The sequence below is a fragment of the Planococcus lenghuensis genome, from assembly GCF_001999905.1.
In the GTDB taxonomy this organism is placed as follows: domain Bacteria; phylum Bacillota; class Bacilli; order Bacillales_A; family Planococcaceae; genus Indiicoccus; species Indiicoccus lenghuensis.
Genome location: NZ_CP019640.1, coordinates 1,957,659 through 1,976,004 on the forward strand (window position 1 = coordinate 1,957,659; position 18,346 = coordinate 1,976,004).

Below are 18,346 nucleotides of genomic sequence, written 5' to 3' on the forward strand. Positions count from 1 at the left end.
AATCAAATGGCCATCGGAATTTTACTTGCATTGGTTGGAGGCATACTTGTCTGCCTCCAAAACACCTTCAATGCCAACGTTAAAAAACAAGTCAGCGTCTGGTCTACGACCGCACTGGTGCTGGGACTGGGATTTGCAGCCTCGTTTGCAGCCGGACTTATGTTTGAAGGTACCGGATTATTCGTGTTTGATGCCGAGCCGTGGTTCTGGTTCAGCGGAATCGTCGGAATCGGTGTCGTCGTTTGTGTAACGCAGGGCGTACAAATCCTCGGCCCGAGCCGCGCCATTTCCCTCGTCATGGTGTCTCAAATCTTCTTTGGCCTGATGTGGGATACGCTTGGCTGGCTCGGGGTGGAACAAGTGCCATTCACCTGGCAGTCCTTCCTCGGTGTCCTGCTCATCAGCAGCGGCGTGGTTCTGTTTCAATTAGGGCCGAAACTGGAGCGTTCCGCTGTCCCGCAAGGACAACCGGCATGGAAAGAAGTGCAATAAAATTATAATCGATAACGATATGAAACCCCGGGTCCATTGAATGGTCCGGGGTTTCGCTTTTGCTCCCTAGCCAACCCGTTCAAGTATAAAGAAATAAGGCTGCTGCCCTTTCATGTCCATCATGCCAAGCACTGTCCGTTCATCGACTTTCCGGAACACATCAATGATTGGCAGCTGGTCATAAATCATTGCAGCGCTATCTACTCCCCGGTATTCCATCCGCCGGATCCGCGCCCTGCTTTTCTTTGTTTTCAGAAACGGAGCCACTTTCGGCGCCAGCTGCCGGACGAGAATACGTGGAATGAATGAAAACGGAACAGACAGGGGAAGCAAACCCGGATTTATCCTGTAAAGCCGCCGCTCATCTTTCGGGAACACAAGTGGATCGACGGTATCGGCATTGACGATTCGTTTGCCGAACCAGCCGGAAGCCTCAAGGAGTCCGTCCAGCGGATGATCCGTCTTCAATTCCCTTCCTTTCCATAACCCGGTCATAAAATCCACTTCTACTTCGTCCAGCCAGTCAAATAATTGAAGCGCTTCCTTTCGGGATACATTCTGCTGTTCCAGCAGGGTGTCCAGCACCATCCGGTGATTCATCGAATCCACTCCTATTCGCTTTTTTCTTCCATTCCCTTCCGTCCATATGAAAAAACGAATGCCATCGATATAAAAAAAGGCACTGACCTAGCCCCTTGATTTTTACGTCTCCCCTACTATTAATAATGCATAACCAGCGATTCGCTTCTTAGATTTCTTCCTGAAAACGCGTTATAATAATATAAGGAAACCAATCGATTCCTTCACCGGCCGATTGATGGAAAGACGGGCTGCAGTATGGCTTTTCTCCTCTGCCGTTGGTGCATTTGTGCAGGAATCCCGGTTTTCGGAGACGCAAAGAAGAAAAAACAGTTACCGTTTCATCCTTTCTTAACTTTCTCCCTCTTTTCCTATAGCTTAGCAGCTGCAAGTCAGCCGCCATCCAATTTTTACACTTAAACCGAAGAGGTGAAGAAAAATGACACCGGAACAGATCAGCAAAGCTAAAGCGATTATCGAGGAAATCGACGATCCGTTTGAATATTACGAGACACTTGTGGCTTTGTCGGAAGGCTATTTGTTTGAAGTCACAAAAGGCAATGAAGAAAAAGCAGAGTCGCTGCTGAAACTGCAATCGTTCCTTTATGAACAGGCTGCACGCAAAGGCTACTCGGAACATGAAATTGACCGCCGGGCAGCCCTTAGTTGACCGCATAGGAAAACCGCCTGCAATTGCAGGCGGTTTTTTCACGTTCCGCACTTGTGCAAAATTAAATAAAAAAAGGGGCTGTCCGAAAAGGTCAAAAGACTCGTTGACGGCACCTCCCGGCCCGGGATAGGGAAACCGGACGCTTTCCGCGGACGGACGTCCGAGCCACCGCCGCTCTGCAGTGACCCCCAATTCTTGGACATGAATTTGCTTTCAGGCAGCGGCCTGTAGCTGGAGTCGGTAGTGAACCGGACTCCGGCCATTCAGTTTGCTCTTAATGCGCTTGCAGTTGTAGTACTCCATGTAGTCGGCCAATTCCCGTTCGAACTGCTCAACTGTCGCAAATGTCCGCTTATACAGAAATTCGGATTTCATGATGCCGAAGAAGTTCTCCATCACCGAATTATCCAAGCAGGTACCCTTTCGGGACATACTCTGGGTAATGTGGTTCGCCACAAGCGTTTCACGGTACGGCTCAATCCGGTAATGCCAGCCTTGGTCGGAATGCAGAAGAAGGTCATCGCCCGGTGTTAAGCGCTCGAGCGCTTGGTCCAGCATGGTGGACACCAGTTTGTAGGTTGGACGCGCGCCTAAGGTATACGTAATGATTTCACCGTTAAACAGATCCAGCACCGGTGACAGATACAGCTTCTGGCTGCACACTTTGAATTCCGTGATGTCGGTGGCCCATTTTTCGTTCGGCTGATCCGCTGTGAACTGGCGATCCAGAAGGTTCGGCGCCACATGGCTGCCTTTGCCGGGATACGAATTATACTTCCGGGTCCGTACCGGTCGAAAGGTGCTTTTCAATCCCAGTTCGCCCATGAGGCGCTGTACTTTTTTATGGTTCACCCGTATCCCCTGGTTCACCAGTTGATCACAGATGCGGCGATACCCGTAATTGCCGTCGTGTTCATCATAGATGGCCTGGATCTGTTCTTTGAGTGCCGCGTCCGGGTCTGGCCGGTTCATGCGCGCTACACATGCATAATAGGTGCTGCGGGCCATGCCCGCCACCTTGATCAGTTGATTCACCGGAAATTCATGCCTTAACTCGAAGACGGCTTGCGCCCGTTCTTGGTTGGTGATGACTCCTTTTTCTGAGCTAAGGCTCTCAGCTTTTTTGAATAGGCAAGCTCCATGCGCAGGCGCTCGTTCTCCGCCTCGGCAGCTGCCAACGCCTTTTCCAGTGCATCCTGCTGATCTGACGTCTTCCGTTGGTCCCGTTTCACCGCCGACTCCTCCTTCTCGAGGGAGAGGAGCGTCTCTGGCCGGTCCATTAGCTGCCGTTTCCAGCGAAGCACGGTCTGCGGGGAAGAGATATTGTACTTGACAGCCGTAGCCAGGAGGGAGGCGCCCGTCTCCATCATGTCCTTGAGTACGTCCAGTTTAAACGTAACCGAGTAGTTTGTACATGAAGAACGGAGCCGGAGACCATCCATCCCGTGCGCCCGATACAGACCAACCCACTTCCGGACTGATTTGTGATCAATCCCAATCTGTTCAGCGATGCCCCGATAGGAGGCATTCCCATTCAGATATTGCTGGACCGCTTCGAATTTTTCGGTTTCTGTGAATTTCCTCATTAGCACTGCACCTCCAATGTGGGTGTCCAACATTTGGGGTGCAGTGCACTCATGCTTCACGGCGAGGGTCTCGGCCACCCGATCTTCCGCCGGAGTCGCCGGTTTCCTGTCCACCCCGACTTAAGAGACAGCGGCAGATCAGAAAAAGTGTGTATCTCACTGTTTCAGCGAATGGGCTCAGCAAATAATAGATTAAAAAGGCGGGAAGAGGGCTGGAACCCTTTTCCCGCCTTTATGCATTTTTTATTATGTGTGTCTCTTTCATTGACCTGGCAGAGAACGGCGGAAGCTAGCGGAAATGCGAGACGCCTGCGGAAAAACGGACAGGTCCAGACCCCGCATGCCGGCGGGGTCGGCAGAGGAGGCTTGACCGTCCGTCCGCGGCAAACGGTTTTATCTGCGACGAGCTTGCGCAGGAGCAAGTGAGTGTTTGCGCAGCAGAAGCCGTTCCGTTATGGAAGAACATCTGGGCAAGATAAGCCTAAGGGCTTTTTGGACAGCCTCTTTTATACTGCAGTTTATATCAATTGATTTGGCGAGCTATAATAGTGGCCGCTTCATCGATGGATGTATGATGTTCGACTGTTTGGGTCTGTATATAGGTCAGTTCCAACACTCTTGTTTCCGGCATACATTTGACAACAATCCAATCTTCCCCTGTTTTTGAGAAGGTCTGCGTAATGTTGACCGTATGATATTGCGATATGGTCATCAGCAGTTCTTTGATATTATTCAATTCCATTCTGGTTCCCCCCAGTTTATTAGGAATTTCCAAGGCTTAACGATGTGTAAAGTATTGGAATTCCTGTGGCAGCCTTTATTTTTTTACCCAATTGTGCATTCTCTTTATGGCTGGATTCTCTTTTAGCATACAGTTAAACAAAGTTTTTCTGTTTCCTGTGTTAGTTTGACTTTACGCGGTTGGACACGTTGTTCAATTTGTTCAACCATCACCTGCCCCAGTCCTTCTCCCCGATGAGATGGATTGACAGCGATGTGGCAGACGACCACGTGGTCACCTTCCATTTCCAAACCCAGCAACCCAATATAGTCTTCACCTTCCCGCCAGAAATACAACTGCATTTCCGGTTTTTCTTCATATATTCGGATTAATTTCTGGAGTTCCTTCACGTTTCGCTCATTCGGCATCAATCCGAGCAACCCCATTGCGATTTTCTCACATGTCTTTTTGTATTTCACTAACATCCCTGATCCCCTTTCTGCCTTCATCAACTTTGATTTATCCGGTTATACTGCTGATTGGCGCCAGCTGTCTGAATGTCATTGTTTGATGAAGAGGATCCAGAGAATACAGTTCGTTTTGCTGAGCCTGTGTGAATTGTTTCAGCTCCCGGAAAACCTCTTCCTGTACTTGGTACGTATAAATGCCATTTTTCATTGCAGTCAGTTGCTGGTTGGCCTGATTGCAGTTGATTTCCTTTATATCCGCCCAGATGCACGTGCTGGATGCCGCCGTTTCGATTGTCAGCCGGGCAAATAATGTAATGAATTCTTCCCCGTCTTCCATCCGGGTGTCCTTCACCCGTGAAAAATAATAGCGTGTATTTACCGGGAATGGCGCTTGCTGGTGCATTATGCTTTCACCTCTCCTGGTAATGATTCAAATCGCCGTCCGCATCAAACAACAGAAAAGCATCAGCGAGCCGGGCTGCAAAAATTTCAGGCGGCTCGGTCGCTCTCAAGTGCATGCAGACGATATCCGCTTTTTCTTCCTGCCATTGCTGATAATCCGTCGGAAGCGGATACTCGTGCCGGATCAGCATGGACAGAAACTCCTCACACTCTTCTGCCCGGAGATAAAGCTCCGCTTCATTCTGGGCGAGACCGCTGTGCTGGTATTGCTCAAATGAAACGATCAAGTCAAACATGCAGGTTCGCATCAAATCGGCTGTACCGATTTCGATGGTCCGCGACTTGCTGAATACGTATTTCTCTCCGCCCAATTCAATTTCCATGTCCAGAAGGTGGCGCACTTGCTGAGCAGCTGCTTCTGAAGGTTTCATATAAATCCCCCTGTTAATCGAATTATAATTATTGTCTAATGTGTTTAAGCCATGAAAAAAGCCACAAAGAATCCAAGGACTCTTTGCGGCTTTGCGCGCAGCTCTATTGTCTGCAGCATTTTACCGGAACATGATTAAATATATTGGTTATCTGATGGGTTTAATTAACTTACATCCTACATGGTTCGTTGGTGAATGTACAGTAATGCGCCTTATAACCCCTGAATTATTACCTAAAAACTTACTGAATTTACGTTATAATTAAACTGTTAGCGCTCTTCGCCAAGAAATGTTCTTGATTTCTTTTCGACAACAAGGGAAATAGCAACGTAGTGTAAAAAGGTGGAGAGTGGCTGCAGCTGTACCTGAAAGAAAGAGCGGTAAGTGGCGAAAGAGCAGGACAAACGTAGTTTGAACAGGTCTTTTGCGACGAGCTTGCGCAGGAGCACAAAGCGGCTCGCATCCGCTTGAAGTGATTTCTTCTTGTCAAGTACATGCTTTGGTGAAGAGCCACTGTTAGAGCAAAAAGTCTATAAGACACAGGTCCATTTTCCACTAGTACTTCCGTTTTGCCGGCTTCTTTTTGATGTGAAGAATCAATACAATCTTTAGGCCATGCCTGCAAAAAAGAAATGAATTCTGCTGCCTGCATGAGACCAATGGAGAGCGCTGTAGCTGCCCCCCTTATTTTTTCTGTTTATTTTAATCTTGCCCCCCGCCAACTCCAGTTAAATGAGCCGGTTAAGATCTTTATAGATCGCCACTACGTCTTCAAGCTTCATCCGGACGAGGCCGCTCGATGAAGGAGCCACAAATTCAGCGACTCCCGGCATTAAAGGTGCCTGCTGTTCTCCCCATTGAACATCATGTTTCTTGGTGTATTCCTTGTAAACCCCTTTGCCGACAAAACAGACGACTTTCGGCTTGTACTCCAATATCTTTTTTTGCAATTCCATCGTACCCTCTTCATACTCGGCTTTCGTTATTTCGGCAGCCTCTTTTGTGGGACGGGAGACAATGTTGGTGGAGCCGTAACCGAATGACAACAGTTCTGCATCTTCTTCCGGTTTCAGTTTTCTCGGCGTTAAGCCCGCTTCATACAAAATGGTCCAGAAGCGATTGTTCGGCCCTGCATAATGATGGCCTGTTTCTGAAGACCGGATACTGGGGTTAAAGCCCACAAATAAAATCTTCAAGCCCTTCTTAATATGATCCTGTACTGGTGTTAATTCCATTACGTCAGCCTCCTTGGTTTTCACATGTAAAATTTGCACTTCTTTTCGGATATACATTCTTTCATCGATGACGTCTCTTTCCAAAAATGACCATTGGGAGTATACTTACCATTAATAGTTAGAATATTATAACATTACATTTCCTCTGCAAGAATATATGAACGGATTCATCGAATGTTTCCAGTCCTTCCTATTCCCTCCCACTCGGGCAAACAAACGAAAGTTGAGGTGTTCGCATGAAGAGGCTTCTGTTTTCCTCAGTAGTCCTGGCATTGGGACTGATTGGCTGTACGCCTGAACCCCTTATTGACGATGAGACCAGTCAAATACCACCGGTATATTCGGAACCGTTCAGTCCTGATATGGAGGTCGTCGAAGTATACACGGATGCAATGCAGCGAAATGGTCAGTTCCCCGCTGAAGTAATCGTAGAGATGGGAAATTACGATAAAAATGAACTTTCGAGAGGGGAGCTGGTTTATCTTGTCATCCCTGAAGGACAAGAAGATCGCTACAGCAACGGAAATGATGGCGGTATGATTGTGCGGATCATTGCTATGCCGGGGGAAGAAATAGCCGTAGATGATGGCCGGGTAATCATTAATGGAGCTGAGCTTGACGCTTTCTACGGCCATGAATACTACTGGGCGGGCGGCAGTGAAGCTGAAAAAGTGACCGAATCTGCACTGCCTGAATTTCAAGTACCAGACGGGCATTACGCCTTATCAGGCGATAACTGGTGGAGAAGCCCGGTTAATCTTTCGACTTCTGCAATTCCTGCAGAATTCATCGAAGGAAAGGTGATTGGCCAACCGGAATGACCATCTTTATTGCTTAAACGCCGGACTGAGGATATAGAATCTCGGGTAAACAATCACTGAGGAACGACGCAAATCAGAAAGAGGTGTTTTCCCTTGTACTTGTACGATGTCATTATTACATTTATTTTATCCATCGTCATTTTCCTGCTGATCGGGTTCGGCGCGAGTCTCTTACTCAAACTGACAAGCCGAAAACATATGATGGGCATGACATTTGTCGCTGTTATTTTCGCGCTTTTAGTAGCGTTTATTTTTACGATTTGACTAGCGACTAGAAGCGCTGTTCCAGCAATCGGAACAGCGCTTCTATTTTTTATTTGTATAATGGATTACCATTACCCGGCAATTCTGTGTCCCGGCAGGCTGCCATTCCGGATCTTTCACATCAAACGCATTGGGCAGTCTTACATATCCGACCCATTCTGCATGAGATGCACCGAACATGAAGAAATTCTTTTGTGCCTGGCGCAACGAAACGCTGTTTGCGCCTTCTTCACTAGCCGGATCCCGGAATTGAGTCCCATCATCTTCCCAAAAACAGATCTTACAGATATCAAATGTATCGGTCGGTTCTTCGTGCAGCGTTTTATAACCGCAGCATGGACAAGTATATTTCATATAAATCACCAGTCCTTTCTGGAATTCACTGTTCCATCTGGTACAGTTATTTTACGAGCGTCTTCATCTTCACAGCTAAGATATGAATTGTTTGTTTGCAGTATACATCAGTACAAGAAAAACTCTTGGCTTTCCGACCTGCAGTTATAAACGGCCAATAGCAGACAGCTGAAAAATTCAGCATAACAAGCTTGCCTTGTGCTGTCCAACGCTTTAGCAGTGCCGGCAAGAATGGGGGTTTTTAAATTTTGCTTTAAGGGAATCAAGTTAGAAGTAGCAGAAGGAGGAAGTAAATGGAATGCTGGATCAATCGATTGAGTCAAAACCCCGGTTAAAAATTTTTATGGATTATGAAAACCTTGCAAGCACATTTCCTGAACACACCGGCAAGGAAGTACGGTATGTGAATTTTTTCGAGCGCTTACGGAATGAATTAAGCAGCCAATTCACCATCGTTTCAATAAAAGGCTATGCCAATTTCGACAGCCCCTTTTTCCAATCACAGCGGGAACAGGGCTGGCTCACATCGTGCGGGGTTGAACCGCTTCATTGCTCTGTCGGGGCAAAAAGCACAACGGATGTGAAAATCACCATCGACGTCATGAAAGAGCTCGCCCGCCCGACGGCTGATGTCCTTGGAATCATCAGCAACGACCGGGATTTCGCCCCTCTTCTGCAGGAGATCCGAAATGCAGGCAAACAGGCACTGCTGATCTGCACAAGCGGCGGAACCAATGAGGCGTTACCAAAATACGCCGATGCGACGCTTGACTTGGAAAAACTGTTCGGCAATAAAGAAGCGTCATTCTCCCAGCAAGTATTGGAAGAAGCGGAAACCATTTCCTATACAATAGAAGAAGCAAATGAAACGGAAGAAATGCTGCTGTTTCTGCAGGGCAGCTCGCTATACAAAAAAGCGAAAATCCAAAACATCCGAATCGGACTGAAAGGATTCGCCGTCTTCTGCCAGAACAGCGGGAAATGGAAATTCTCCCGGGTGATTCACCTCGTGAAAGTGGCTCATCGGCGCGGCTTGCTGCAGCTCGTCCCGTCGGATTCCGATGACGATCTGTTCTTCGCGAATTTAAAAGATGCACGGCCTACTATTGCGAATTAAATCCGTTGATAAATAAATATAGCCTAAAAGCAGGTGGACTTGTTTCTTTATCGGAACAAAGTTGGAACAAAAACTTAAAATCCCTTAAACACAGATTAAGTGAGACTTTTTACAGGCCTCCTCAATGTTTAAGGGATTTAACTTTTTTTATTTTGCCTGCTTCGAAAGTTTATGGCTACTGTGTTTCTGATAATCAGGAAATCCAATTTCCAATCTTTTCATTTACTCTCCTAGTTGAATATAACCTCCTGGTCCAAGCGGTAATCCTAACATATACCAAACAGCGAATAAGAGAATCCATGTCACTGCGAAAGCGATGGAATAAGGAAGCAAAGCGGACATGAACGTACCAATTCCCATTTTCTTATCGTACTTTTTCGCAAAAGTTAAGGCAATGGCAAAATAAGCGAGCATTGGCGTAATGGGATTGGTAATGGAATCCCCGATCCGGTATGCCAATTGTGTAAATGCCGGGCTATAACCCAAAATCATGAACATCGGAACGAACACAGGCGCTAAAATCGCCCATTTTGCAGAAGCGCTGGCGACCATCAAATTGATTAGCGCTGCCACAATGATAAAGCCGATTAAGAGCGGTAGACCAGTTAAACCAATTCCTTGCAATAAGTCTGCACCGGCAATGGCAGTAATCGGTCCAAGGTTACTCCAGTTAAAGAATGCGATCATCTGGGCGGCTACGAAGGCAATGACGATATATGTACCCATCGTTGACATGGATTTTGATAAATGATCAGCAACATCTTTAGTAGAGGTAAGTTCTTTCGTGACAAACCCGTAAACTAAAGCCGGCACCAAGAAGAAAATCATCATTAATGGGACTAAAGCAGTCATGAATGGTGAAACTGTCAGTGAACCAGTTTCCGGGTCACGCAGCAATGCATCTTCCGGAAGTGTTAACAACAACACAATCGCTGTCAATACTGCCAGCGAAATACCTGCCCACAGCAATCCCTTCTTCTCAAGCTTGGTCGCAGGGTCCATCTGCTCCACTTCACCGTCGTATGCGCCCAGTCGCGGTTCAACAATTTTGGTGGTTACGAGAACAGCCACCGGCACAAGGACGATACATGAAATCGCCAAGAAGTAATAATTCATTGCCGGATTTGCGACATAGTCCGGTTCAATAATATTCGCTCCGATTTGTGTAAAGCCTGCAATAAGTGGGTCAAGCATACTTAGAATCAAGTTAGCACTGAAACCACCAGCAACGGAAGCATAAGCTGCGGCCAATCCGGCAATCGGATGTCTGCCCAAAGCAACGAAAATCATCGCAACTATCGGAGGCAACACGACCATTGCGGCATCTGCCGCGGCATTCCCCAACATTGCTACGAGTACAATGGTCGGAAGGATCAATTTTTTTGGCGCTGCCAAAATGGTCGCCTTCATAAATGAAGTGATCAATCCTGTAGATTCAGCTACCCCTACACCCAACATGACAACAAGTACAAGACCGAGTGGCGGGAAACTGGTAAAGTTCGTGACCAAATTCGTTAAAATCATTACGAGTCCGGCACCATTCAATAGATTGACCACTTCAATCGTTTCACCGGTTCCCGGATTTACAGCAGATGTTCCTAACGCTCCAAATACGGCAGAGGCTACTAAAATGAGGCCAGCGATAATCACGAATAAGAAGACTGGGTCTGGAAGTTTATTGCCGTATTTCTCAATGAAGTCCAAAAACTTATCAAAAAATCCTTTTTTCTTCGGTTTCACTTTTAAGGGTATTTCTGTTGTTGTACTCATCTCGTTCCCCCTATGAATAATTTTGCCTGACTTCTTATCTCTCTGATTAAACGAATCTCTGGTCTTCTCCTGTTTTTCCACCCTCCCAATTTTTCGTAATTTTCTTTTTATTAATTATATACATGGCTCCCGCTGTATACAATCCCAGTTTTTAAATTTTTCTGAATAAATTAAATCAAAAAAACATCAGCAGCATACTCAATACTTCTAACGAAGGCAGCGATATTTGCTTTCTTACCAAAAAGCCCTCCGAACATTGTGTAAGTTCCCTAACCATTAAATTGGCAATTTTAGAAAGTTCGATAATCATGTTAAGATACTGTTAACTGACTTTTCAGGAGGGATTCACGTGACCAACACAAAACAACGTCCGCTCCGGAGCGAAGTGCCGGAGGAACAGAAATGGGATTTACGTGCTATTTTTCAGTCGAGGGACGAATGGGAAAAGGAATTAACCGCGATTCAGGGGGATACGTCAACGGTAACGAAATTCAAAGGCAAACTTGATGAAAATGCGAAAACGCTCCTTGATTGCCTGGAAGCTAAAGAACAATTACTGCAGCGGTTGAATCTGGTGACAATGTATGCAAACTTGCGCCAGGCCATGGATAATACAGATGCCACCCGGCAAAAGGATTCCCAGCGGGCCAGCCAGACGGATGCTTCCGTGAAAGCTTCCCTGGCGTTCGTTGAGGCGGAAACCATTTCACTGCCTGAAGAAACACTGGATCGGTTTATGGAAGAAGAAAAAGAACTTCAGTCATTCCGGAAGTATTTGCGAGATTTGCAGGCGCGCAAACCCTATACGCTCACTGAGGAAACAGAAGAAACACTTGCAGCGCTCGGTTCCTTATTCAATGCGCCGTATACGATTTATAATCGCGGGAAGCTGTCAGATATGGAGTTCGAACCGTTCGCCGATGAAGAAGGAAACGAGGTGCCACTGTCTTTCGGCGCCTATGCCAGCAATTTCAGCACATCGCCTTCCAAAACGGTCCGCCGGAATGCGTATAAAGCATTCAACAAAGGACTTGAACGGTATAAGCACACGTTTGCGGCTACCTATGCCACGCAAGTAAATCATGAAGTGACGACTGCCCGCCTTCGGGGCTATGACTCAGCGACCGATATGCTGCTGCAGGGACAGCGGGTAACAGACGAAATGTATCATAATCAGCTGGATGTCATTCAACAGGAACTGGCTCCGCATATGCGAAAATACGCGGAGCTGAAGCGCCGGGTACTCGGGCTCGAGACGATGACATTCGCGGATTTGAAAGCGCCGCTTGATCCGGATTTCGAAATCGAGATGGATTTTGAAGAAGCGGCGGATACGGTAGAAAAGGCGCTGGACATCATGGGAGCAGATTACAGCGACATGATCAAGACCGCCATCGCGGAAGGCTGGGTGGATTATGCGGATAATGTCGGCAAATCAACCGGAGCTTCCTGTTCAAGTCCGTATGGTGCCCACCCCTACGTCATGATGACGTGGCCCGGGACGATGCGCGGGGCATTTACGCTTGCCCATGAACTTGGACACGGTGGCCACTTCTATTTTGCTGAAAAAAATCAGCGCATGACGAACGCCCGGCCGTCCCGATACTTCATTGAAGCGCCGTCAACGATGAATGAAATGCTGCTCGGCAACTACCTGCTGTCCAATACTGACGACAAACGGAAAAGACGCTGGCTCATTCTGCAATTACTCGGCACGTATTACCATAATTTCGTCACCCATTTGCTTGAAGGCGAATACCAGCGCCGGATATATGCAACTGCCGAGAAAGGTGAACCACTCACTGCAAGTGTTTTCTCGGAAGTCACCCAGCAAGTGCTGAAGGACTTCTGGGGAGATGCTGTGGAAATTGATGAAGGGGCAGGACTTGTGTGGATGCATCAGCCGCATTATTATATGGGACTCTACCCGTATACGTATTCTGCCGGCCTGACCGTCTCCACTATTGCTTCGAAAGCCATTTTCGATGAAGGGCAGCCTGCCGTCGAGCGGTGGCTGGATGTGCTGAAAACAGGCGGCACGTTAGATCCGCTCGAACTGATCAAAAAAGCCGGCATTGATATGTCAGAGCCTAAGCCGATCCGCCGGGCTGTAGCGCATGTCGGCTCGCTGATTGATGAACTCGCGGAAAGTTATGACTGAACCTGTTTCAGGAACAGACATGCAAATGTACGCGTTTCCACTGCGCCATGAGTCCCGTGCTCATGGCGTTTTATCTAAACAAAGAAGGGAACTACCTTTACATGGGGCATGGACAATGTTACCGGTTTCTAAGCCCCCGTTTTCTGATGCAATGCTGCGGCGGTCTTGACCGCAAAAGCTGTTTGTTCTCGCGGGCTCCACCTACTTCCTGTCGGCTTAAGGACTCAACCAGTTGACAGAATTTTTCAGATCCGGGAAGATGTAAACGTATTCATATTGAATGACATGAAGGAGATGAAAGAATGGATGAATTGAATATAGGCATGGTCGGCTATAAATTCATGGGTAAAGCGCACAGCAATGCCTACCGCGCCTTGCCAATGTTTTTTCCGGATCGGGTAAAACCGACGATGAAAGTGATCTGCGGACGCAACGAAGAAGGAGTTTCCGTAGCGGCCAAAGACTTTGGCTGGAAAGAATATACGACGGATTGGAAAACATTATTAAGCAGAGATGACATTGATGTTATCGATATCAATGCGCCGAGCAATGTACATAAGGAAATTGCGGTTGCTAGTGCAAATGCCGGCAAGCATTTGTATTGTGAAAAGCCGCTCGCCCTTACCCTGCAGGACTCCCGGGATATGCTGGCAGCGGCGGAACAAGCGGGTATCAAGCACATGATTGGCTTCAATTACCGGTTCACACCGGCCATAATGCTGGCAAAAAAGCTGATCGAAGACGGCCGGCTGGGTGATATCCGTCATTTCCGGGCCTGGTTCCTGCAGGACTGGCTCACTGATCCCCACTTCCCGCTCGCCTGGCGGCTTCAAAAAGAAATTGCCGGCTCGGGTGCCCATGGCGATTTAAACGCCCACCTCATTGATCTTGCCCATTTTCTCGTCGGTGATTTGAAAGAAGTAATCGGCATGAGCGAAACATTTATCACTGAACGGCCGCTCCCTGATGATACCGGCGGCTTGTCAGGAACGAGCAAAAAGAATGCCGCAACAGGGCCGGTCACGGTCGATGATGCCGCTCTCTTCCTGGCCCGGTTTGAAAACGGCGCAATCGGCAGTTTTGAAGCGACCCGATTCGCCGCTGGTCACCGGAGCACGAATTCCTTTGAAATTAACGGCAGTAAAGGCAGCGTGATTTTCGATTTTGAACGGATGAATGAACTGCAAGTCTACTTGACCGATGACCAGGCCGACGTCCAGGGCTTCCGCAGAGTGATGGCGACCGATCCGGCCCATGCCTATTCGGATGCATGGTGGCCAGCTGGTCACCCAATCGGCTATGAACATACATTTACGCATGCATTCGTGGAATTGGCGGATGCCATCCGCGAAGACCGTCAGCCTGTTCCAAACTTCAAGGATGGCGTCAAATGCCAGCAAGTCCTGGAAGCCGTTGAGTTATCGATTGAAGAGCGCCGGTGGGTCCAGATCTCAAGTCTATAGTCACTGGCACAAACACTTGATAGGAGTTGTTGCATCATGAAAAAAACAGCATTAATCGTCCAAGGCGGCTGGGAAGGTCATGAACCTGAACAAGTTGCCGGAATCTATAAACAAATACTTGAAGAAGAGAATTTCGAGGTCGAAGTTTCAGACACACTCGAATCCTACGCAGATGCAGAAAAATTGAAATCACTCGATTTGATCGTTCCGAATTGGACGATGGATGAGATCGACCCGGGCTACGTACGCAACGTTTCAGAAGCGGTCATCAGTGGTGTCGGCTTAGCGGGCAGCCATGGCGGCATGTGTGATTCTTTTCGGAAAAACGTCGACTGGCAATTCATGACCGGTGGCAATTGGGTTGCGCATCCCGGGAATGACGGTATCGAATATATGGTGAATGTCAAACATTCATCCAGCCCCATTCTGGAAGGAATGGCTGATTTCAAAGTCGTCAGCGAACAATATTATCTGCACGTGGATCCGGCCGTTGAAGTGCTGGCCACTACCCGGTTCCCTGTCGCGGAAGGCCCGCATGCATTCAACCGGGCGGTGGATATGCCCGTTGTATGGACGAAACGCTGGGGAGCCGGCCGGGTGTTTTATAATTCCCTTGGCCATGTCGCAGACATTGTCGCTATGCCGGAAGTATCTTTTATCATGCGGAGAGGATTCCGGTGGGCAGCTGAAGGCAAAGCATTGTATGCCGGCATGGCTGATAAGAGCGGAGCAAAAGCAGGGGTTTATACCGGAATGGGTGACAGCCAATGAACAAGAAACAATTAAAGATCGGCATCATCGGCTGTGGCTATATCAGTTCCATCTATATGGAAAATATTCCGGCATACAGCCATTTATCCCTTGTTGCCTGTGCCGATCTCGATTTGGAGCGGGCTCGTTCCCAGGCGGCAGCGTTTAATATTCCAAAAGCTTGCAGCGTACAGGAACTGCTGGAAGATCCTGAAATAGATCTCGTAGTGAATCTCACACTGCCGCAAGTGCACGCGGAAGTCAGCCTGCAAATTCTGGAAGCCGGGAAGCATGTGTATGTGGAAAAACCGTTGGCCATTTCTCTTCAAGAAGCGAAGCAGGTTCTTGAAGCTGCGGATAATAAGGGATTGCTGGTCGGCAGTGCGCCTGATACTTTCCTCGGCACAGGTATCCAGACGGCTCTCCAACTGATTGAGAACGGGGAAATCGGTATACCGGTCGGCGCGTCCGCCTCCATGATCATCCGGGGACATGAGCATTGGCATCCGAACCCTTCCTTCTACTATGAAAAAGGAGGCGGTCCGCTGTTTGATATGGGCCCGTATTATTTAACTGCTTTGATCGCGTTGCTTGGTCCAATCCGGCGTCTTGCCGGCTCAGCCCGCATCAGCTATCCGGAACGGACAATTACGAGCGAACCGAACGCCGGTACGAAAATCAACGTCTCAACAGAGACACATATTGCTGGCACGATCGATTTTGCTGCAGGAGCGATCGCTACTCTCACCACCAGTTTCGATGCCTTCGGCGGATCCTCCCTCCCGCCGATCGAGATCTACGGCAGCGAAGGGACATTGCTGGTGCCTGATCCGAACACATTCGGCGGCCCTGTGAAACTTCGAAAAAAAGATGAAGAAGAATTCACTGACATCCCGTTATTGTCTGCATTCCAAGACAATGGCCGCGGTATCGGCGTCGCTGATATGGGCCGGACGATTCTCAGTAGACCGAACGCTCACCGTGCAAATGGACAGCTTGCTTACCATGTGCTTGAAGCAATGCATGGCTTTCTGGAATCATCGCACAAAGGTACTTTTTACGAAATGGAAAGCACGTGTGTAAAGCCGGCTTCATTTTCCGTCACCGACCAGGTTTTCAATTGAGTTCCCGATTTCATTTTAGACGACTAACCCCCGGATAGAGCCTTTTAGAGGGCCCATCCGGGGGTTAGTTCGTTATATTGAATTTTCTAAAGCTGCCTGTACCTGTACGAAACGCTGAGATAAAGGCGGTTTCTCGGTTGTCCCTAAACGCCGCGTTTATTTCCCCACACCAGCGCATGGAGCTGAGGCAGCACTTTGGCATCATTCATAACTGACGAGCAGGCAGTCAGATCAATCAGCCATTCGTACTGCCGCAGCAGGACGGAGACGAGATGGGCATCATCTGTTGTGGCCGTATCGCTATTGCCGACCTGCAGGAAGAACGGAACTGATGGGTAACGCATGTGAAGCTGTTCAGCAAAAGTGAAATCCGTTTCATCAAAAATCACGATTTTCAAGCTGGCATTCGCTTCATCCAATTTCCCCATAATCGCATCCAGTTTATTGAAATCGGTTTTCATCCCGGAGCTGGGCGGCTTCGGCGACAGCGTAATGTCATCGACAGCCAGCAGCCAATCCTGCCAAAATGAGCCCTGTGTTTCCACAGCGACTTTCCATCCCTGTACATGGCACAGCCGGATTAACTCCCCGATCCCTTTGTGAAGAACGGGATTGCCGCCGGAAATCGTGACATGCGAAAAAAATTGCTGCCCGGATCGTTTCAGTTCTTGAATGATTTCCTCGGGCTGCATTGCTGTACTTTTCCCTGTCCCATCCCAGGTAAATTTGGAATCGCACCAGGAACAGGAGTAATCACAACCGGCCGTCCGGACAAACATCGTTTTTTGCCCCATCACCATACCTTCTCCTTGAATCGTTGGACCAAATATCTCCATGACCGGAATTTTCATTGGAAGTCCTCCCGATTGGGCCGGTACACAACATAGCTTGTCGGCGTTTCCCGGACAATGACTTGAAGGCAGACCGGTTTATTATTCCGTGTTGTCAGAAGGGATTGAATGGAAGTCCAAATCTGTTCAGCCAACCGCTCCGTTGTCGGGAAATCGTTCTTGAATTCCGGATGATCATTCAGCACCGAGTGGTCATATCTTTTATGAACCGCTTCTTTCAATAACTTAAAATCGATCAAGAAACCAGAAGGATCCAATTCATTCCCGCCGACCGTCACATTGACAAAGTATGTATGGCCATGCATCACTTGACACTTCCCCGCTTCTTTCGATGGAATGAAATGAGCGGCAGAAAAATTAAAATCCTTATTCAATTCAAAACGGTAAGTATGCGGAACGGCCGGATAAAATTGCTGCATCATACGGCCGCTCCTTCAGACTTCGCTTTCAAGTATGCCTCGAGCCCTGCATTCCGCAATCTGCAGGCAGGACAGTCACCGCAGCCGCTGCTTGGTATGCCATTATAGCAAGTCAATGTTTTTTCCCGGACGAAATCGAGTGCACCCAGTTCATCCGACAGTGCCCATACCTCTGCTTTATCCCGCCACACGAGCGGAGTATGCAAGACGAATTGGGCGTCCATCGCTAAATTCAACGTCACATTCAGCGATTTAATGAATGTATCCCGGCAATCCGGATAACCGCTGAAGTCCGCTTCGCTCACGCCGGTGATCAAATGACGGGCACCGATCGCTTGTGCGTATACTGCGGCAAAAGATAGAAATAAATGGTTTCTTCCCGGCACAAACGTGGATGGCAATTCGCCATCTTGCTGCTCAACCGGAATGTCATTCCGGGTGAGTGCGTTCGCCGATAATTGGTTGATCAGTTTCATGTCGAGTATTTTGAATGGTACCTGCAATTCCTCTGCAATGGCCTGTGCATGTTCAATTTCCGCCGCATGCCGCTGCCCATAATCGAATGTCACGGTCGCCACTTCTCCGAATTTTGATAACGCCCAGAACAGACAGGTTGTGCTGTCTTGACCGCCGCTGAATACAACGACTGCTTTTTCATTTTTCATC

At 48.1% G+C, this 18,346-nt stretch carries 21 protein-coding genes; 9 read left to right on the forward strand and 12 right to left on the reverse strand.

Annotated elements, in window-relative coordinates:
- Positions 1–6: 6 nt before the first annotated feature.
- Positions 7–492: a DMT family transporter gene (locus tag B0X71_RS10075; RefSeq protein ID WP_077589284.1), complete on the forward strand. Its 486-nt coding sequence runs from the start codon at positions 7–9 to the stop codon at positions 490–492.
- Between the two features lie 66 nt (positions 493–558).
- Here B0X71_RS10075 and B0X71_RS10080 read toward each other — a convergent pair whose 3' ends face one another.
- Entirely contained in the window at positions 559–1,092 is a 534-nt protein-coding gene (locus tag B0X71_RS10080; RefSeq protein ID WP_198038569.1) for a DUF4334 domain-containing protein, read from the reverse strand.
- Between the two features lie 418 nt (positions 1,093–1,510).
- On the opposite strand from B0X71_RS10080, the gene B0X71_RS10085 reads away from it, so the two are divergent.
- Positions 1,511–1,741 carry a hypothetical protein gene (locus tag B0X71_RS10085; RefSeq protein WP_077589285.1) on the forward strand — a complete coding sequence of 77 codons (231 nt, stop codon included), beginning with the start codon at positions 1,511–1,513 and terminating at the stop codon, positions 1,739–1,741.
- Positions 1,742–1,954: 213 nt separating this feature from the next.
- Here B0X71_RS10085 and B0X71_RS10090 read toward each other — a convergent pair.
- From B0X71_RS10090 to mug, 6 genes are all read right to left on the reverse strand, one after another.
- Positions 1,955–3,327, reverse strand: a protein-coding gene (locus tag B0X71_RS10090) for an IS3 family transposase (protein ID WP_156889851.1) whose coding sequence is annotated in 2 segments (ribosomal slippage) — positions 1,955–2,868 and positions 2,868–3,327 — 1,374 coding nt in all. Because the reading frame shifts where the segments join, the coding sequence is not laid out codon by codon here.
- A 523-nt stretch (positions 3,328–3,850) separates the two neighbouring features.
- On the reverse strand, positions 3,851–4,069 hold the full coding sequence (locus B0X71_RS10095; protein WP_077589286.1) for a hypothetical protein: 219 nt from the start codon (positions 4,067–4,069) through the stop codon (positions 3,851–3,853).
- 122 nt (positions 4,070–4,191) lie between these two features.
- Positions 4,192–4,533 carry a GNAT family N-acetyltransferase gene (locus tag B0X71_RS10100; RefSeq protein WP_077589287.1) on the reverse strand — a complete coding sequence of 114 codons (342 nt, stop codon included), beginning with the start codon at positions 4,531–4,533 and terminating at the stop codon, positions 4,192–4,194.
- A 34-nt stretch (positions 4,534–4,567) separates the two neighbouring features.
- Complete coding sequence (locus B0X71_RS10105; protein WP_077589288.1) at positions 4,568–4,921, reverse strand: hypothetical protein; 354 nt, start codon at positions 4,919–4,921, stop codon at positions 4,568–4,570.
- A gap of 7 nt (positions 4,922–4,928) precedes the next feature.
- A complete protein-coding gene (locus B0X71_RS10110; protein ID WP_077589289.1) occupies positions 4,929–5,351 on the reverse strand; it encodes a DUF1259 domain-containing protein in 423 nt (140 codons plus the stop codon).
- A 728-nt stretch (positions 5,352–6,079) separates the two neighbouring features.
- Entirely contained in the window at positions 6,080–6,586 is a 507-nt protein-coding gene (gene mug / locus B0X71_RS10115) for a G/U mismatch-specific DNA glycosylase (protein WP_077589290.1), read from the reverse strand.
- Positions 6,587–6,822: 236 nt separating this feature from the next.
- Between mug and B0X71_RS10120 the strand changes: the two genes are divergently transcribed.
- Both B0X71_RS10120 and B0X71_RS20960 read left to right on the forward strand, forming a co-directional pair.
- Positions 6,823–7,407, forward strand: a complete 585-nt coding sequence (locus B0X71_RS10120; protein WP_077589291.1) for a S26 family signal peptidase — start codon at positions 6,823–6,825, stop codon at positions 7,405–7,407.
- Positions 7,408–7,500: 93 nt separating this feature from the next.
- Entirely contained in the window at positions 7,501–7,671 is a 171-nt protein-coding gene (locus tag B0X71_RS20960) for a hypothetical protein (protein WP_156889852.1), read from the forward strand.
- 42 nt (positions 7,672–7,713) lie between these two features.
- On the opposite strand, the gene B0X71_RS10125 is transcribed toward B0X71_RS20960, so the two are convergent.
- Positions 7,714–8,025, reverse strand: coding sequence for a CPCC family cysteine-rich protein (locus B0X71_RS10125; protein WP_077590967.1), 312 nt, complete (start codon positions 8,023–8,025; stop codon positions 7,714–7,716).
- A 298-nt stretch (positions 8,026–8,323) separates the two neighbouring features.
- On the opposite strand from B0X71_RS10125, the gene B0X71_RS10130 reads away from it, so the two are divergent.
- The gene (locus B0X71_RS10130; RefSeq protein ID WP_077589292.1) at positions 8,324–9,142 is read left to right on the forward strand and encodes an NYN domain-containing protein; all 819 of its coding nucleotides are present in this window, start codon (positions 8,324–8,326) and stop codon (positions 9,140–9,142) included.
- Positions 9,143–9,364: 222 nt separating this feature from the next.
- Here the strand turns inward: B0X71_RS10130 and B0X71_RS10135 are convergent, their stop codons facing one another.
- A complete protein-coding gene (locus tag B0X71_RS10135; protein ID WP_077589293.1) occupies positions 9,365–10,912 on the reverse strand; it encodes an AbgT family transporter in 1,548 nt (515 codons plus the stop codon).
- 349 nt (positions 10,913–11,261) lie between these two features.
- Between B0X71_RS10135 and pepF the strand changes: the two genes are divergently transcribed.
- From pepF to B0X71_RS10155, 4 genes are all read left to right on the forward strand, one after another.
- Complete coding sequence (pepF, locus tag B0X71_RS10140) at positions 11,262–13,073, forward strand: oligoendopeptidase F (RefSeq protein ID WP_077589294.1); 1,812 nt, start codon at positions 11,262–11,264, stop codon at positions 13,071–13,073.
- A 302-nt stretch (positions 13,074–13,375) separates the two neighbouring features.
- Entirely contained in the window at positions 13,376–14,536 is a 1,161-nt protein-coding gene (locus B0X71_RS10145) for a Gfo/Idh/MocA family protein (RefSeq protein ID WP_077589295.1), read from the forward strand.
- Between the two features lie 36 nt (positions 14,537–14,572).
- A complete protein-coding gene (locus tag B0X71_RS10150) occupies positions 14,573–15,307 on the forward strand; it encodes a ThuA domain-containing protein (protein WP_077589296.1) in 735 nt (244 codons plus the stop codon).
- The gene (locus tag B0X71_RS10155; RefSeq protein ID WP_077589297.1) at positions 15,304–16,410 is read left to right on the forward strand and encodes a Gfo/Idh/MocA family protein; all 1,107 of its coding nucleotides are present in this window, start codon (positions 15,304–15,306) and stop codon (positions 16,408–16,410) included. The genes B0X71_RS10150 and B0X71_RS10155 overlap by 4 nt, the downstream gene beginning before the upstream one ends.
- 143 nt (positions 16,411–16,553) lie before the next feature.
- Here the strand turns inward: B0X71_RS10155 and queE are convergent, their stop codons facing one another.
- From queE to queC, 3 genes are read right to left on the reverse strand one after another with little or no spacing between them, the layout of a single operon-like run.
- The gene (gene queE, locus B0X71_RS10160) at positions 16,554–17,261 is read right to left on the reverse strand and encodes a 7-carboxy-7-deazaguanine synthase QueE (RefSeq protein WP_077589298.1); all 708 of its coding nucleotides are present in this window, start codon (positions 17,259–17,261) and stop codon (positions 16,554–16,556) included.
- Positions 17,258–17,683: a 6-carboxytetrahydropterin synthase QueD gene (gene queD, locus B0X71_RS10165; RefSeq protein ID WP_077589299.1), complete on the reverse strand. Its 426-nt coding sequence runs from the start codon at positions 17,681–17,683 to the stop codon at positions 17,258–17,260. The genes queE and queD overlap by 4 nt, the downstream gene beginning before the upstream one ends.
- Positions 17,680–18,345, reverse strand: coding sequence for a 7-cyano-7-deazaguanine synthase QueC (gene queC, locus B0X71_RS10170; protein ID WP_077589300.1), 666 nt, complete (start codon positions 18,343–18,345; stop codon positions 17,680–17,682). Before queC ends, queD begins: the two co-directional genes overlap by 4 nt.
- Position 18,346 lies beyond the last annotated feature (1 nt).

What these genes read in the sequence shown, in the direction of transcription:
- queD (WP_077589299.1), bottom strand. Translation starts at nt 17,683, where the DNA reads ATGATGCAGCAATTTTATCCGGCCGTTCCGCATACTTACCGTTTTGAA.
- B0X71_RS10125 (WP_077590967.1), bottom strand. Translation starts at nt 8,025, where the DNA reads ATGAAATATACTTGTCCATGCTGCGGTTATAAAACGCTGCACGAAGAA.
- B0X71_RS10105 (WP_077589288.1), bottom strand. Translation starts at nt 4,921, where the DNA reads ATGCACCAGCAAGCGCCATTCCCGGTAAATACACGCTATTATTTTTCA.
- B0X71_RS10145 (WP_077589295.1), top strand. Translation starts at nt 13,376, where the DNA reads ATGGATGAATTGAATATAGGCATGGTCGGCTATAAATTCATGGGTAAA.
- queE (WP_077589298.1), bottom strand. Translation starts at nt 17,261, where the DNA reads ATGAAAATTCCGGTCATGGAGATATTTGGTCCAACGATTCAAGGAGAA.
- B0X71_RS10150 (WP_077589296.1), top strand. Translation starts at nt 14,573, where the DNA reads ATGAAAAAAACAGCATTAATCGTCCAAGGCGGCTGGGAAGGTCATGAA.
- B0X71_RS10130 (WP_077589292.1), top strand. Translation starts at nt 8,324, where the DNA reads ATGCTGGATCAATCGATTGAGTCAAAACCCCGGTTAAAAATTTTTATG.
- B0X71_RS10085 (WP_077589285.1), top strand. Translation starts at nt 1,511, where the DNA reads ATGACACCGGAACAGATCAGCAAAGCTAAAGCGATTATCGAGGAAATC.
- B0X71_RS10100 (WP_077589287.1), bottom strand. Translation starts at nt 4,533, where the DNA reads ATGTTAGTGAAATACAAAAAGACATGTGAGAAAATCGCAATGGGGTTG.
- B0X71_RS10110 (WP_077589289.1), bottom strand. Translation starts at nt 5,351, where the DNA reads ATGAAACCTTCAGAAGCAGCTGCTCAGCAAGTGCGCCACCTTCTGGAC.
- B0X71_RS10075 (WP_077589284.1), top strand. Translation starts at nt 7, where the DNA reads ATGGCCATCGGAATTTTACTTGCATTGGTTGGAGGCATACTTGTCTGC.
- B0X71_RS10080 (WP_198038569.1), bottom strand. Translation starts at nt 1,092, where the DNA reads ATGAATCACCGGATGGTGCTGGACACCCTGCTGGAACAGCAGAATGTA.
- B0X71_RS10135 (WP_077589293.1), bottom strand. Translation starts at nt 10,912, where the DNA reads ATGAGTACAACAACAGAAATACCCTTAAAAGTGAAACCGAAGAAAAAA.
- B0X71_RS10155 (WP_077589297.1), top strand. Translation starts at nt 15,304, where the DNA reads ATGAACAAGAAACAATTAAAGATCGGCATCATCGGCTGTGGCTATATC.
- B0X71_RS10120 (WP_077589291.1), top strand. Translation starts at nt 6,823, where the DNA reads ATGAAGAGGCTTCTGTTTTCCTCAGTAGTCCTGGCATTGGGACTGATT.
- mug (WP_077589290.1), bottom strand. Translation starts at nt 6,586, where the DNA reads ATGGAATTAACACCAGTACAGGATCATATTAAGAAGGGCTTGAAGATT.
- queC (WP_077589300.1), bottom strand. Translation starts at nt 18,345, where the DNA reads ATGAAAAATGAAAAAGCAGTCGTTGTATTCAGCGGCGGTCAAGACAGC.
- B0X71_RS10095 (WP_077589286.1), bottom strand. Translation starts at nt 4,069, where the DNA reads ATGGAATTGAATAATATCAAAGAACTGCTGATGACCATATCGCAATAT.